This is a genomic window from Streptomyces sp. NPDC085946 (assembly GCF_044540485.1).
In the GTDB taxonomy this organism is placed as follows: domain Bacteria; phylum Actinomycetota; class Actinomycetes; order Streptomycetales; family Streptomycetaceae; genus Streptomyces.
The window spans coordinates 428,760-443,784 of record NZ_JBITSF010000005.1; the positions used below are offsets into that span (position 1 = coordinate 428,760).

Sequence of the window (15,025 nt, forward strand, 5' to 3'; positions counted from 1 at the left end):
TTCGCGTTCGCCTTTGCCGTCGTGCCGGGCCGATGCTTCGGCCGGGTCCTCGCCGTCGCCGCCCAAGGCCCGCGCGTCGGCTTCGCGCCCGCCCTCGCCGTCGGGCCGGGGCGACGCTCCGGCCCGGTCCTCGGTGTCGGCGTCGTGCCGGTCTCCGGACCCGGCCGGGTCCTCGCCGTCGCCGTCCAGGGTCCGCGCGTCGGCCTCGCCTCCGCCCTCGCCGTCCCGCCGGGTGCGGTCCCCGGCCTCCGCCGGGTCCTCGTCACCGCCGACGTCGAACGGGTCGGCGTCCGGAGCCGGTCCACGCCGGACGCCGGCGAGCGCCGCCTCCTCCTGCACCGTGTTCTGCGTCACTTTCTCCGCCCTCCCCGCCCCTGCGCCCATGGAACGGGCCCGTCGTGCGTCCTGTTAGACGCACGACGGGCCCGTCAGTTGCCCTTGAATCGTCAACCAGCGCATGTGACCTTGTCGGCGGTCGACTTCTTGACGTCGGGGGCCTTCGTCGGAGTGGTGAGGGACACGCCCGCGCCCTTGAAGTCCTTGCCCAGGGTCAGCGTCATCGCGGGCAGTCCCTGGGAGTTGGTCACGCTCTCGCCCGGCTTCATCGCCGAGCCGGACAGCCCGAGGACGTCCGCGAGGCGGCGGGCCTGGGCGGCCTGGTCGGGAGCGTATTCGAGCGTGGTGCTGCTCAGTTCCTCCGGTGCGTTGCCGGCGTTCTCCGACTTGGTGACGCCCTGGTCGACCTGGAGCCACTGGAGGGTCTCCTGGGCGCTGCCGGCGACGGCCCCGCCGTTGAGGATGCGGACCCGCACCTCGGAGGCGGGTGCCTTGGTGCCCTTGAGCCGGGCGGCGACGGCGGCCTTCTCCTTCTTCTCCTGCTGCTCGACCGCGGTGAACGACACGTCGTCCTGGATCATCCGGAACACCTGCGAGGCCTTGGACTCGTCCAGGACGACCGTCGCCTTCACCGTCTCGGCGGGGTTGTCCTCGACCGGCACCGTGGTGAAGGTGAGGTTCTTCGTCGGCACCTTCCTCAGCTCCAGGGCGATGTCCTTGAGCGTGCCCACCGAGCCGATGGGCTCGTCCACGGTCAGCGCCTCGGTGGCGGCCTCCGCGAGCTTCATCAGCTTGGCGGGGCTGGTGAGGGTGTCGCTGGAGGACATCTTGCGCATGAGGGAGCCCAGGAACTGCTGCTGCACCTCGATGCGGTCCAGGTCCCCGCTGTTGCCGAAGCTCTTGCGGGTGCGCAGGAAGGCCAGGGCCTGCTCGCCCTCGACCCACGACTCGCCCTCGGGCAGCTTCAGGTGGGAGTCCTCGTCGTCGATGGCGCGCTCCACGCACACCTTGACGCCGTCCACCGCCGTGGTCAGCGTCTTGACCGCGTTGAAGTCGGCCATCATGAAGTGGTCCACCGGGATGCCGGTGTTCTCCTGCACCGTGCGCATGGTGCAGCCCGGGTCCCGGCCGCTCTCGCCGAGACTCCGGTTGAAGCGGACGCCCCGCAGGCCCGGGACCGTCACGGTGCTGCCGTCCGCCTGCCGGGTCGGGCAGTCGGGGATGTCGACGATCAGGTCGCGGGGGATGCTGAGCGCGGTGGCGTTGGAGCGGTCCTCGGCGACGTGCAGCAGGATCGTGGTGTCGGCGTGCCCGGAGCTGCCCTTGTCGCCGTACCCCTCGTTGCCCTCGCCGGTGCGCTTGTCGGTGCCGATGACGAGGATGTTGAAGGCGTCGTCCTTGCTGAAGTCGCTGCTGCCCGCGTCCCCGACGTCGGTCGTGTCGACGTTGCCCTCCAGGTGCCGGAGGTAGAGGTAGCCGGCCGTGCCGACGGCGACCAGCGCGAACGCCATCGTGCCGCCCGTCCACACCAGGACCTTCCTGCCCCTGGCGGTCCTCTTCGCGGGCCGCCGCCCGCGCCGCCCCGGCGGCTCCTCGGGCGCGGCGGGACGCCGGCGCGGGGACGGCACGGTGCGCACCGGCGTACGGCCGCGTGCGGCGCCGTCCGCGCCGCGGGGGCCGGGAACGGCCGTCCGCGCGGCGGGAGATGCCGGGCGCAGCCCGAACTCGCCGGTCTCGGGGTCGCGTGCCCACTGGTCTGCGGGGTCGACGTCGTCCGCCCGCCCACGGCCGTGCGTGTCCACGTTGTCCGATTCCTCCGTCGGAGCAGGCAGCACTGGATCACTCACACTATCCGCTCGGATACGCGGGGGTGACGCCGGTGGCCGGCCGGGTCCGCCCTACCAGCGGTAGGGCCGGTAGACGGGCATGCACTGGCCGGTGTCCGCCCCGTTGATCGCGTCGGCGTCCTCGGGCAGGTCTCCCGCCTTCGGCGCCGACTGCTTCGGATAGGCCGTGCCCTCGCGCCAGTCGGCGCCCACGACGAGCGTGACGCCGGAGACGTCGGCCGACTGCCGCACCGACGTCAGCGGGATCCCCAGGGCCCCGGCGACGCGCTGGGCGTCGCCCTCCAGGTCGGCGCTCGGGTAGCGGACGAGGGTCTGCTCCTGGGACAGCGGTGCCGAGGTGTCCTTGGCGGCCCGCGCGAAGCCCTCCGCGACCAGCAGCCCGGCGACCGCCTCCGCGCGGCCGGGCACCGGGCCGGCGGTGGCGGACCGGGTGCCGTTCTGCACCAGGACGCCGATCTCGCCGTCCGGGGCGGCGGAGTCCTCGGAGGCCTTCTTCCCGCCGCCGGCCTTCCCGCCGGTGCCGGAGGTCCCGCCCTTGTCGTCGAAGGGCACGTCGTCGCGGACCATCCGCCAGATCTTCTCGGCGTCCGCGCCGTCCGGCACCAGGTGGTTCCGGTTCCGCGCGTACTCCGTGGTCGGCATGGTCGTCATGGTGATCCGGTCCGTCGGCACCGTCTTGAGCTGCATGCCGAGGTCGAACAGCTTCTTCACCGTGCCGATCTCCTCCGAGACCGTCAGGGACTTCGTGGCCGCCTCGGCCAGGTCCCTCAGGCGCCCGGTGTCGGTGAAGACGTTCTGCTCCTTCAGGGAGCGGATCATCGCGTTCATGTACATGTGCTGGGCCTTGGCCCGGCCGAGGTCGCTGTAGAAGGCGTGCCGGGTCCGCAGCCACTGCAGGGCCTGCTCGCCCTTGATCTTCTTCGTGCCGGCCGTCAGCTTCAGACCGGAGCCGCCGGGCACCCCCGGCAGCGGACGGTCCCACACGTTGTGCTCCACGCACACCTCGACACCGCCGACGGCGTCCGCCATGGACACCACACCCGCGAAGTCGATCATCATCCAGTGGTCGATGTAGACCCCGGTGAGGTTCTCCCAGGTGGCGAGCGTGCAGCCCGCTCCGCCGCGGCCCAGCGAGGCGTTGATGATGTCGGTGGTCGCCGGGTACGTCTCGCCGGTCTCGGGGTCCGTGCACCGGGGTATGTCGACGCGGGTGTCGCGCGGGATGCTCACCACCGAGGCGCTCTTGCGGTCCGCCGACAGGTGCACCAGCATCTGCACGTCCGCCAGCGGCTTGCTGCCGACGCTCTTCCTGCTGCCGCCCAGCTCGAGGTTGGCCGCGGAGTTACGGCTGTCGGAGCCGAGCAGCAGGATGTTCAGGGGCGTCTGCCCGGCCGCGTTCGGCCCGGTCCTCGCCGCCCCGGAGTCGCCGCTGCTGCGCTGGCCCTTCTGGAGGTTGCCGTTGAGGTGCCGGTAGTAGAGGTAGCCGGCGCCGGCCGTGACGAGGACGAGCAGCGCCAGGCCCGTCGCCGACCAGCGCAGCGCACGGCGCCCCCGCCCGGCCCGCGAGGTGTCGCGCCGGCCGCCGCGGGAGCCGTGGCCGCTCCCGCGGCCGGGTCTGCCGCCGTCGCCGCCCGGGCCCTCGGCGTCACCGTCCCGCCCGGCCCCGTCGTCCGCGCCGCGCTGCCGCGGCACGGCGCCCGGCCGTGTCCCCTCCCCGTGCACACTGCTCTGCGTCATCGTCCTGCCTCCCCACCCCTGCGCCACCCCGACGGGCCTGCCGTACGCCCCGGAAGACGCACGGCAGGCCCGTCAGGTCACTTGGCGCACTCGACCTTGTCCGCCGTGGACTTCTGGACCCCCTCCGGCGCCTTCGTCGGAGTGGTGAGGGACACGCCCGCGCCCTTGAAGTCCTTGCCCAGGGTCAGCGTCATCGCGGGCAGTCCCTGGGAGTTGGTCACGCTCTCGCCCGGCTTCATCGCCGAGCCGGACAGCCCGAGGACGTCCGCGAGGCGGCGGGCCTGGGCGGCCTGGTCGGGAGCGTATTCGAGCGTGGTGCTGCTCAGTTCCTCCGGTGCGTTGCCGGCGTTCTCCGACTTGGTGACGCCCTGGTCGACCTGGAGCCACTGGAGGGTCTCCTGGGCGCTGCCGGCGACGGCCCCGCCGTTGAGGATGCGGACCCGCACCTCGGAGGCGGGTGCCTTGGTGCCCTTGAGCCGGGCGGCGACGGCGGCCTTCTCCTTCTTCTCCTGCTGCTCGACCGCGGTGAACGACACGTCGTCCTGGATCATCCGGAACACCTGCGAGGCCTTGGACTCGTCCAGGACGACCGTCGACTTGACCTGCTCCGAGGGGTTGTCGACCACCGGGATCGTGGTGAAGGTCAGGTTCTTGACGTTGAGCTTGCCGAGCTCCAGGCCGAGGTCCTTCAGCTTGTTGATGCTGTTCAGCTGGGAGTCGACCGTCAGGGCCTCGGTGCCCGCCTCGGCGAGCTTGATCATCTTGGACGGGCTGGTGAGCGTGTCGTTCGACTTCAGCTTGCGCATCAGCGCGCTCAGGAACTGCTGCTGGAGCCCGATGCGGCTCAGGTCGCCGCCGAATCCGACGGAGTGCCGGGTGCGCACGAACGCCAGCGCCTGCTCGCCCTGGATGGTGTGCGTACCCTTCGTCAGGTCGAGCTTGGAGTCCTTGTCCTTGATGTCCTTGGCGAGGCACACCTCGACCCCGCCGACCGCCGTGGTCAGCGTCTTGACCGCGTTGAAGTCGGCGACCATGAAATTGTCCAGCTTGACGCCGGTCAGCTCGGTGACGGTCCGCATGGTGCAGCTGGGCGTCCGGCCGTCCTGGCCGAGGCTGGTGTTGAACCGTACGCCGGTCGAGCCCGGGATGATCTCCGTCGAGCCGTCCTCCTGCGTGGTCGGGCAGTCGGGGATGTCGACGACCAGGTCGCGGGGGATGCTCAGCGCGGTGGCGTTGGAGCGGTCCTTGGAGACGTGCAGCAGGATCGTGGTGTCGGCGTGCCCGACGCTGCCGGAGTCGCCGTAGCTCTCGTTGCCCTTGCCGGTGCGCTTGTCGGTGCCGATCAGCAGGATGTTGATCGCCTTGTCCTTGCTGAAGCCGCCGGTGCTCGCGCCGTCGTCGGAGACGGAGGTGATGTTGCTGTTGAGGTGCTCGATGTAGAGGTAGGCGGCGCCCGCCGTGGCGAGCACCACGAACGCCATGGTGCCGCCGGTCCACAGCAGGACCTTCTTGCCCTTGGCGGTCTTCTTCGCCGGCCGCCGTCCGCGCCGCCCCGGCGGGGGCTCGGCGGGCGCCCCGCGCCGCCGGCGCGGGGACGGCACCTCAGGGCCGGGCGTCTCGGTCCGCGCCCGGGCCGGCGCCTCCGTCCGGCTGCGCACCGCCGCGCCCGCGCGGCGGGAGCCCGGTCTGCGGGGCCCGGGCACCGTCGACTGCGGTGCGGAAGCAGCCAGTCGCAGTTCGTATTCGCCGGTGTTCGGATTGAGTACCCACTGGTCTGCGGGATCGATGTTCTCCGCCCGCCCACGGCCTTGCGCGTCCACGGTTGTCCGAATCCTCCGTCGGGGCCACGCGGCGCCTTCCCCCTTCAAGGCGCTCGGGTCTCGGTCACACAGTGCGCGACCTCAGGACGGACCTCAGAGCCGGACGCACCGGATCGCTCACACTAACGGCCTTATTCGGCCCCGGGCGACGCCGGTGACAGATTCCACTTCCCTACAAGCGGGCAATCCGCCCATTTCCCCAGACAAAAATTCACGGGGTTGGCGAGTGCTTTACTCGCGGCCGCCCTGGGCGGCCGTGTTCCCGCGGAACGCCGACGCGGAGGGAGCGGCGGCGACCGCCTCCCCGGACCGCTCACCACCGGTCTTTCCGCCGGTCGCCGCACCGCTCCGGCTGTCACTGTCCGTGTCGGCGCCGTGCGATTCCGTGTCGGCGCCGTGCGATTCCGTGGCGGAAGCGGTGGGCGAACCGGAGTGCGAGCCCTCGTACACCTCCTCGCCTTCCCCGTTTTCGCCGCTTTCCCCGCCTTCCCCGCTTTCCTGGTTTTCCACGGCGGAACTCCGCGGGGCGTCGCGCGTCACCATCGCCGGTGTATCCGTGCGCAGCCGTTCGAAGGGCCGCTCCGCCTCCGGTCCCGCGAGCCGGTCCCGGGCGACGTCGCGGGCGTACGGCTCCCGGGGCACGGTCAGGAACTGCACCCGTTCGGTGGGGACACCGCGCAGGCCGCGCACGAGCCGGTACGGACCGCGCGGGTTCGCCGGCTCCGGGCCGGCGGTCAGGGCGGACGTGGCCGCGTCGACCGGCTCCTCGAACCCGCGGAGGTCCACGGCGACGTGGTGGCCGACGCGGGTGCCGGCCGGCTTCTCGGCCGTGCGGATCGCGCGGGCCGCCCCGCCGGTCCGGAAGGCGTGGCCGAACACCGCGAACGCGGGCTCGCCGCGGCCGCCGTCCCGGCGGCGGCGCGCGGGGACGTCCACCGTCGGGTCGCGGGGCAGGGAGGCGGCCGTGGCGCTGCGCCGCCCCGCGGACAGGTACGGCAGGAGCACGGTGTCGGAGCGCCCGGTGCCCGAGTCCCGGCCGTGGCGGCGGTTGCCGTCGCTACGGCCGGGAGTCCGAGCCGATCGGCAGGATGGTCCGCGCGTCCCTGACCGGCGCGGCGGACCGCTCCTTCTCGTACCGGGCGAGTTCGGCGGCCGCCGCCTCGTCCGGGGTGATGTTCCCGTCGAGCTTCAGGTGCACCCCCTCACCCTGCCGCGGCGGTCGCGAGCAGCACGCCCGCGACGGCGAGCCCGGTACCGCGCACCCACCGCCGCCGGGCCGTCCCCGGCCCGCCGCCCGGGGCGCCCGCCCCGGCCCCGGCCGTCCCCGCGGTGTCGCTCACGACCGGGTCCGCCCCCTCACGGCGTACGGGCGCGCGGTGCGCCCCGCGACGCCGCCGCCCCCACGGCCATGGCGCGGGGGAGTGCCCGGGTGCCGGTGGGCCGGACGGGGGACGGCGGGCCGGGCCGCCCTACCGGGCGATGACCGTGACCCGCTCGCTCTCCACCCGCTTGTCCAGGGCCTCGGCGCCGAGCCGCTCCAGGTGCCGGCACAGCACCACGGACCCGCCGGTGGCCAGCGGCCCGTACAGCCCCGCGTTCAGCCCCTCCCACGTGTCGTACGGCAGCCCCGACAGGATCCGCGACCCCGGCCCGGTGAGCCCGAGCCCGGACGCCTCCGCCCCGGCCCGCTCGACGACCTCGGCCGCGCTGAATTCCCGCCCCGCCACGATCAGCGCGGGCCCGTCCGGGTCGACCGGCGCGTACGGCGCGAACCGGTCGCCCTGCCCGGGCACTTCGACGGCGTAGTCGGCGAACCCCTGCGGGGGCTGCGGGAAACGCCCGCCGAGCGGGCGCAGCGCGAGTGCCACCCGGGAGCCGGAACAGGCCCGTGCCGCCTCCAGGGTGTCCGGCCCGCTCACCACGACGTCGGCCGCGGCGGGATCCCCGGCCATGTCCGCGACGACGCCCACGGAGGCGCACGCCAGCAGCCACACCGCCGTCTGCCAGTGCGCGGGCAGCAGCAGCGCGACCCGGTCGCCGGGTTCGACGGACAGGTCGTCCTGGAGCAGGTTTGCGGTCTTGGCCACCCAATTGGCGAACGTGGCCACGGACAGTTCGACGCGTTCGCCCGTGGCGTCGTCGTAGAAGGTCACCAGGGGGCGTCCCGGGTCTGCGGCGAGCGCGGAACTCAGCAGGTCGGCTGGGGTGCGATCGGTGGCGTTCACGCGCAGAAGCGTACGCGGCGCGCCACGCGCGCGCCGCGCGGCAGGGTCACCGGTTCGCCACGCGCGGACCACCGGTTCGGGGGAACGCCCCCCGACGCGACGTCACTTTCCCGATGGACAGATATGAGTAGGTATGTCCAAGATCAGGGGCATGCGTGGATTCCTAGCTTCCTCACTCGGTGTCACCTGCGCGGCCACCTTCGCCCTTTCACCGGCCCCGCCCGCGGTCGCGTCGACCGCGAGACCGGCGCCGGCCGCGGAAGCGCCACCCACCGCCGCACGCGCGGCCGGGGCGTACCTCCCCGGCCGCACCCAGTCGCTGCCCCTGCGCCCCCTCGCCCGCGACCGGGCCCTCGGCGCCCCCGCCGAACAGGGCCTGCCCCGCCAGGAGGTGGGGCGCTTCTCCCTCGTCGGGGTCGTGTGGGACGACCCCGGCACCGAACTGCACGGCCGGGTCCAGGTCCGCACCCGCGCCACCGCCACCGGCACCTGGTCCGCCTGGCAGGACGTCGAGACCCACAACGCCGACCACGCGGCCGACCCCGGCACGGCCGAGAGCGCCTCGGGCCGGGTGCGCGGCGCGACGGCCCCCCTGTGGGTGGGCGACTCCGACGGCGTGGAGATCCGCGTCCGCGCGGAACCCGGCGCCCCCGCCCACCCGGGGGCCGGCCGCGCCGGCGCGCCCGCCGCCCCGCCCCTCCCGCCCGGCCTGCGCCTCGAACTCGTCGACCCCGGCGGGGCCGCCCCGCGGACCGGCACCCCGCCGGACGCCCCGAGCACCGCCCCGCCCGCACGGACGACCGACGCCGCCGGGGTCGCGGCGCCGGGCCGCACCACGACCGGACAGCAGGCGAAGCCGTACGTCGGCCCGCGCCCGCTCATCGTCACGCGCGGCGGCTGGGGCGCCGACGAGAGCCTGCGCGAGAAGCAGTTCGCCTACACGAAGAAGGTGAAGGCCGCCTTCGTCCACCACACGGCCTCCGGCAACAACTACCGCTGCTCCGAGGCCCCCTCGCTCATCCGCGGCATCTACCGCTACCACGTCAGGAGCCTGGGCTGGCGGGACATCGGCTACAACTTCGTCATCGACAAGTGCGGCCGGATCTACGAGGGACGCGCCGGAGGCGTCGCCAAGGCGGTGCTGGGCGCCCACACCCTCGGCTTCAACAGCAACAGCATGGGCATCGCCGTCATCGGCTCCTACGGCTCCACCAAGCCCTCGTCCGCCGCCGTGAAGGCCGTCGCCCGGCTCACCGCGTGGAAGCTCGGCCTGTACGGGATGGATCCCCAGGGCAAGACATACCTGAAGTCCGGCGGTGGCAACCTCTACCGAAAAGGGAAGAACGTACGACTGAACGTCATCTCCGGTCACCGGGACGGGTTCGCCACGGAGTGCCCCGGACAGCAGCTCTACGGCAAGCTCGGCTCCGCCCGCTCGACCGCGGCGCGCTACCAGGGCCGCTGAGACGGGGAGACGGACGCACCTGCCGGAGACGTGCTGCATACACTGGCCGGCCGAAAGACAGTTCGGCCGGTCCCGGCAGGAAGCAGAGACGACAGGTGACAGAAGCGATCCTCCTGGTCGGCGGCAAGGGCACCAGGCTGCGCCCGCTCACGGTGCACACGCCCAAGCCCATGGTCCCGGCGGCCGGAGTGCCGTTCCTCACGCACCAGCTGGCGAGAGCGAGAGCGGCGGGCGTCGAGCACATCGTGCTGGCCACCTCCTACCTCGCCGAGGTCTTCGAACCGCACTTCGGTGACGGGTCCTCACTCGGCCTGCACCTGGAGTACGTGACGGAGGAGGAGCCCCTCGGCACGGGCGGCGCCATCCGCAACGTCGCCTCGCGCCTGCACTCCGGACCCGACGACCCGGTCCTGGTCTTCAACGGCGACATCCTGACCGGCCTGGACATCCGGGCCCTGGTCCGCACCCACGAGACCACGGGCGCGGACGTCTCGCTGCACCTGACGAAGGTGACGGACCCCCGCGCGTACGGCCTGGTCCCCACCGACGCCACCGGCCGGGTGCTGGCGTTCCTGGAGAAGCCGCAGACGCCCGAGGAGATCGTCACCGACCAGATCAACGCGGGGGCCTACGTCTTCCGCCGCTCGGTGATCGACACGATCCCGGCCGGCCGCCCGGTGTCGGTGGAACGGGAGACCTTCCCCGGCCTGCTGGCGGCCGGAGCCCACCTCCAGGGCATGGTCGACTCGACGTACTGGCTGGACCTCGGCACCCCCGCGGCCTTCGTGCGCGGCTCCGCCGACCTCGTCCTGGGCCGCGCCCCGTCCCCGGCCGTCCCCGGCCGGTGCGGCGACCGCCTGGTCCTGCCGACGGCGAGCGTGGCGCCCGACGCGAAGCTCGCGGGCGGCACGGTGGTCGGCGAGGGCGCCTTCGTGGCGGAGGGCGCGCGGGTCTTCGGCAGCACGATCCTGCCGGGCGCGGTGATCGAGCCCGGCGCGGTCGTCACCGACTCCCTCATCGGCACCCGGGCGCGCGTCGGCTCCCGTTCCGTGCTCACCGGCACGGTCGTCGGCGACGGCGCGGTCGTCGGCCCGGACAACGAACTGCGCGAGGGCGTCCGCGTGTGGTGCGACGCCCGCATCCCGGCGGGCGCGGTGCGGTTCTCCTCCGACCAGTAGCCGCGGACGGTACGGCGCCGGGCGGCGCACCCCGCCCCCGGCACCGACGCCGGGCACCGGGCAGGAGACCGGACCGGCCCGCCCCTACCACCGCCCGATGTCCCCCACCGGCCGCCGCGGCGCCCGCCGCGGCGGCACCCGCCCGCTCAGCAGGATCAGCCGGGCCGCCCGGTGCCGCTGCCCCGCGTACGGCTCCAGCAGCTCCAGCATCACCGCGTCGTCCGCGTGCCGGTCCCCGGCCAGCGCCCACCCCACGATCCCCGGCAGGTGCAGGTCCCCGGTGGTCACCTCGTCCGCCGCCCCGTGACTGCGCTGCACCGTCTCCGCCGAGGTCCACGGCCCGATCCCCGGCACGACCTCCAGCCGGGCCCGCGCCTGGGCCGGGGCCATCCCCACCGCCTGCTCCAGCCGCGCGGCCACCCGCACGGCCCGCAGGACCGTGGACGCCCGCTTGTCGTCGACCCCGGCCCGGTGCCAGTCCCAGGAGGGGATCAGCGCCCAGGTGCGCGGCTCGGGCATGACGTGCATCCCGTGCGGCGCGGGCCCCGGCGCCGGCTCCCCGTACCGCCGCACCAGCAGCCGCCACGCCCGGTACGCCTCGACCGTGGTGACCTTCTGCTCCAGGACCGACGGGATCAGGGACTCCAGCACCAGTCCGGTCCGGGTCAGCCGCAGCCCCGGCCGCCGCCGCCCGGTCAGCGCCAGCAGCCTGTGCCGGGGCGTGAACGCGGACGGGTCGTCGGCGGCCCCGAGGAGCTCCGGCAGCCCCTCCAGCAGCCACTCGGCCCCCGGCCCCCACGCCTCGGCGGCCACCCGGCCGCCGCGCATCCGCACGCGCAGCGTCCCGGGCCCGCACGGGGTCCGGCTGGCCCGCCACACCGATCCGTCCGGGGCGGCGCGGAAGGTGGGATCGCCCGGCCCGCGTCTGAGCGGCCCGAGCACCAGCCCCAGGTCCAGCGGCCCCTCCGGCGCCCATTCCCGGGTCCGGGCCGGCGCCGGGGCCTGCCGCGGCACGGCGACGTACCCGCCGCGCACGGTGGTGCGCGCGGGCCGGGGAGCGAACCGTCCTGCCACGATGAAGTCCTGGAGAGAGCGGAGAGCGGAGAGCGGAGAAGTCCCGGAGAGAGCGGGAAGCGAAGCGGTGCCCTACGAGGGTAGGCGCCCGCCGGGCGGTGTCACCGCACCTCGACGAACGCCTCCGCGTCCCGCTCGGGCCGCGGCTCCGGCTCCCGCGCCGGATGCCCCACCGCGACGGCGCCCATCGGGTCCCAGCCGGACGGCAGGTCCAGCACCTCGCGCACCACGTCCCGGCAGAACATCGTCGACGACACCCAGGCCGAGCCCAGCCGCTCCCCGGCCAGCGCCACCAGGAAGTTCTGCACGGCGGCGCCCGCGGCGACCACGAACATCTCCCGCTCGGCGCCGTCGCGCCGCGGGTCCCCGTACGTGTGCGCGCCGTCCATGACCAGGCACGGCACGACCAGGTACGGGGCGTGCCGCAGCACGTCCCCGCGGCGGACGCGCCGGGCCACGGACTCCTCGGACCTGCCGTCGCGGCGCAGGTCGGCGATCCAGGCGTCCCGCATGGCGTCGAGCAGGCGGGTGCGCGACTCCCCGGACTCCAGCAGGACGAACCGCCACGGCGTGGTGTGGTGCGGCGCCGGTGCCGTCACGGCCGCGGCGACCGCCCGCCGGACGGCCCCCGGGTCGACGGGCTCGTCGGTGAACGACCGGACCGTGCGGCGCTGGGTCACGGCCAGCCGCACGGCCTCCGAGGTGCCCAGCCGGAACATGTCGTCGCGTGCCCCGCGCACCATGGCCCGGGCCCCGGCGCCGTCGTCCCCGCCCAGCACGTGCGGCAGCCCGCGCACCACGGCGACGGGCCGCCCGGCGGCCTTGCCCTTGACCAGGTCGCCGGCGGCGGCGAGCTCGTCGGCGGTGGCGACGACGGTGGCGCTCAGCGGATTGCCGTGCGCGTCGGTGCCGCCGCGCAGGTCGTCCAGGACGCGTACGCCGGCGGCACCGATCGCCACGTCGGTCAGCCCGGCGCGCCAGGGCCGCCCGGAGGTGTCCGTGACGAGCACGCCGACGTCGACGCCGAGGGCGGCGCGCAGCCCGTCCCGGACGGCCCGCGCGGACGCGTCCGGGTCCTCGGGCAGCAGCAGGACCGTGCCCGATGGGGTGTTGGAGGCGTCGACCCCGGCGGCGGCCATCACGAGCCCCTGCCGGTTCTCGACGATGCGCAGGGTGCCGCGCCGGGCGACGACCCGTACGGTCTCGGCGTCGATGGCGGCCTCCCGGTCGGCCGCCCGCACGATCCGCCCCTCCGCCTTGGACACGATCTTGGAGGTGACGAGCACCACGTCCCCGTCCGCGAGTCCGGGTTCGGCGGCGGCGATGAGCTTGGCGAGGTCGTCGCCGGGCCGCACCTCGGGCAGGCCGGGCACGGCCCACACCCGGTAGCCGTCGCTGGGCGGCGTGCTCACGCCCGCACCTCCTCCGCCAGCGCGAGGGCCTCCCGGGCCATCCGCGCGGCCGCGTCGACGTCGGTCATCATCAGCGGCACGGCCCGGCAGCGGATCCCGGCCGCCTCGACGCGCTCCACACTGCCCGCGTCGACGGTGTCGACGAGCCAGCCGTCCAGCAGCCCCGACCCGTAGTGCTCGGCGACCGCCGCCGCCGTGGACTCCACGCCGACCGCCGCGAGCACCTTGTCGGCCATCCCGCGCACGGGCGCGTCCCCGACGATGGGGGAGAGGCCGACCACGGGCACCCCGGCGCCGGCGATCGCCTCGCGGATGCCCGGCACGGCGAGGATCGTGCCGACCGAGACGACCGGGTTGGACGGCGGGAAGAGGACGACGTCCGCCTCGGCGATCGCCTCCAGCACGCCCGGTGCCGGCTTGGCCTGCTCGGCCCCCACCGGGACGACCGCCTCGGCGGGCACCGAGGCCCGCAGCCGCACCCAGTACTCCTGGAAGTGGATCGCCTTGCGCTCGCCGTCCAGCTCGACGGCGACGTGCGTCTCGACGCGGTCGTCGGTCATCGGGATCAGCCGCACGCCCGGCTGCCAGCGGTCGCACAGCGCCTCCGTCACGGCGCTGAGCGGGTAGCCCGCGCCGATCATCTGCGTCCGCACGATGTGGGTGGCGAAGTCCCGGTCGCCGAGGCCGAACCACTCCGGCCCGACGCCGTAGGCCGCGAGCTCCTCCTTGAGGTGGAAGGTCTCGTCGGCACGCCCCCAGCCCTGCTCCTCGTCGATGCCGCCGCCGAGCGTGTACATCACCGTGTCGAGGTCCGGGCAGACCTTCAGCCCGAAGAGGTGGATGTCGTCCCCGGTGTTGCCGATGACCGTGATGTCCGCGTCCGGCACGGCCCGCTTCAGACCGCGCAGGAACCGGGCACCGCCGATGCCGCCTGCCAGAACCACAATGCGCATGGGAGCAGTCTTGCAGGCGGGCGCGGCACCGCGTCGGCCGGTCGCGCGGGACGCGGGGTCAGGCCGTCACGGCCCGCGCCTCGCAGTGCGGCGCCGTGTGCATGGGCATCTCGGTCAGGCCCGGGTGGTAGACGTGCAGGCTGACCGCGGGCTCCAGCGCGTCGTTGACGACCTCGTGCACGTAGCCGGGCGCGAACACCCGCTGCGCACCGGCCCGCAGCACGCGCGTGCCGCGCTCCGTCCGTTCGGTGAGCGCGCCGTCCAGCACCGTCAGCACGCCGGAGGAGCGGCCGTGGCCGTGCGGCCCGCTGCCCTGCCCGGGCACCCAGGACAGCAGCCACACCTCGTAGCCCGGGCCGGTGCGCAGCCGGTGGTACCAGCGGGTGGTCGCGTCGTAGCGGACGAGGTGCTCCCACTGGGCGCGGTCGGCGGCGAGGGAGCGGGCCAGGCCGACGAACTCGGCGACGGTGGACGGGTGTTCCCGCGGCGCCTGCAGCAGGTGCGGGACTTCGAGGATGTCACCGGCGATCTGGAGGTCGCTGTCGCTGTTCATGGGTGCGGTGGTTCCTTGGCGGGAGGAGAAAGGCGGTGGGGGGTGTCGCGTCGCCTGTGCCCGGGTCGCGGGCGGCGACAGGGGATGCCCTGGTGGGAGCGGAGGAATCAGCGGCCGGGTCGGATGTGACCCGGCGGCAGCCGGAGCGCGGGGGGAGTGCTCAACAGCCGGAACAGCGACAGCTACAGCGAGCGCGGGCAGCACCGTGGGACCCGGCGGAGCGGGTCGGGGTGAGTGCGCGATTCGCGAGCATGCCCACAAGGACACCGGCTCACACCTCCACTGTCAACTCGACGCCCGATATGTGGGATGTGTTTCACCTCATCCGGTTGTTCGGAAAGGTGAAAGGTTTGCTCATGCCGTTCCGGGGACACATGGCGTCCATCCGGGCGGCACAAGCCCCGTTGCGATCTCGTGATCCGACT

The 15,025-nt window shown here is 74.1% G+C and carries 10 protein-coding genes and 2 pseudogenes; 2 read left to right on the top strand and 10 right to left on the bottom strand.

Annotation, left to right across the window (positions count from 1 at the left end):
* The 6 genes and pseudogenes from ACIF8T_RS14185 to ACIF8T_RS14210 form a co-directional block, all read right to left on the bottom strand.
* Window positions 1-354: pseudogene (locus ACIF8T_RS14185) on the bottom strand (hypothetical protein); the annotation flags it as partial.
* A 92-nt stretch (window positions 355-446) separates the two neighbouring features.
* Complete coding sequence (locus ACIF8T_RS14190) at window positions 447-2,138, bottom strand: LCP family protein (RefSeq protein WP_400034659.1); 1,692 nt, start codon at window positions 2,136-2,138, stop codon at window positions 447-449.
* Window positions 2,139-2,234: 96 nt separating this feature from the next.
* Window positions 2,235-3,920, bottom strand: a complete 1,686-nt coding sequence (locus ACIF8T_RS14195) for an LCP family protein (protein WP_400034661.1) — start codon at window positions 3,918-3,920, stop codon at window positions 2,235-2,237.
* 77 nt (window positions 3,921-3,997) lie between these two features.
* Window positions 3,998-5,740, bottom strand: coding sequence for an LCP family protein (locus tag ACIF8T_RS14200; protein ID WP_400034663.1), 1,743 nt, complete (start codon window positions 5,738-5,740; stop codon window positions 3,998-4,000).
* Between the two features lie 474 nt (window positions 5,741-6,214).
* Window positions 6,215-7,080: pseudogene (locus ACIF8T_RS14205) on the bottom strand (LCP family protein); the annotation flags it as partial.
* Window positions 7,081-7,209: 129 nt separating this feature from the next.
* On the bottom strand, window positions 7,210-7,965 hold the full coding sequence (locus ACIF8T_RS14210; protein WP_400034665.1) for a TIGR03089 family protein: 756 nt from the start codon (window positions 7,963-7,965) through the stop codon (window positions 7,210-7,212).
* Between the two features lie 151 nt (window positions 7,966-8,116).
* Between ACIF8T_RS14210 and ACIF8T_RS14215 the strand changes: the two genes are divergently transcribed.
* Window positions 8,117-9,430: an N-acetylmuramoyl-L-alanine amidase gene (locus ACIF8T_RS14215; RefSeq protein WP_400034667.1), complete on the top strand. Its 1,314-nt coding sequence runs from the start codon at window positions 8,117-8,119 to the stop codon at window positions 9,428-9,430.
* 95 nt (window positions 9,431-9,525) lie between these two features.
* A complete protein-coding gene (locus ACIF8T_RS14220) occupies window positions 9,526-10,608 on the top strand; it encodes a sugar phosphate nucleotidyltransferase (RefSeq protein WP_400034669.1) in 1,083 nt (360 codons plus the stop codon).
* A gap of 84 nt (window positions 10,609-10,692) precedes the next feature.
* On the opposite strand, the gene ACIF8T_RS14225 is transcribed toward ACIF8T_RS14220, so the two are convergent.
* The 4 genes from ACIF8T_RS14225 to ACIF8T_RS14240 all read right to left on the bottom strand — a co-directional run bounded on the left by ACIF8T_RS14225 (window position 10,693) and on the right by ACIF8T_RS14240 (window position 14,600).
* Entirely contained in the window at window positions 10,693-11,682 is a 990-nt protein-coding gene (locus ACIF8T_RS14225) for a DNA-3-methyladenine glycosylase family protein (RefSeq protein WP_400034671.1), read from the bottom strand.
* 101 nt (window positions 11,683-11,783) lie between these two features.
* Entirely contained in the window at window positions 11,784-13,094 is a 1,311-nt protein-coding gene (locus ACIF8T_RS14230) for a coenzyme F420-0:L-glutamate ligase (protein ID WP_400034673.1), read from the bottom strand.
* Window positions 13,091-14,047 (bottom strand): 2-phospho-L-lactate transferase, encoded by a 957-nt coding sequence (gene cofD, locus ACIF8T_RS14235; protein ID WP_400034675.1) that lies wholly within the window; start codon window positions 14,045-14,047, stop codon window positions 13,091-13,093. Before cofD ends, ACIF8T_RS14230 begins: the two co-directional genes overlap by 4 nt.
* Window positions 14,048-14,105: 58 nt before the next feature.
* Entirely contained in the window at window positions 14,106-14,600 is a 495-nt protein-coding gene (locus ACIF8T_RS14240) for a cysteine dioxygenase (protein ID WP_400034677.1), read from the bottom strand.
* Between the last annotated feature and the right edge of the window lie 425 nt (window positions 14,601-15,025).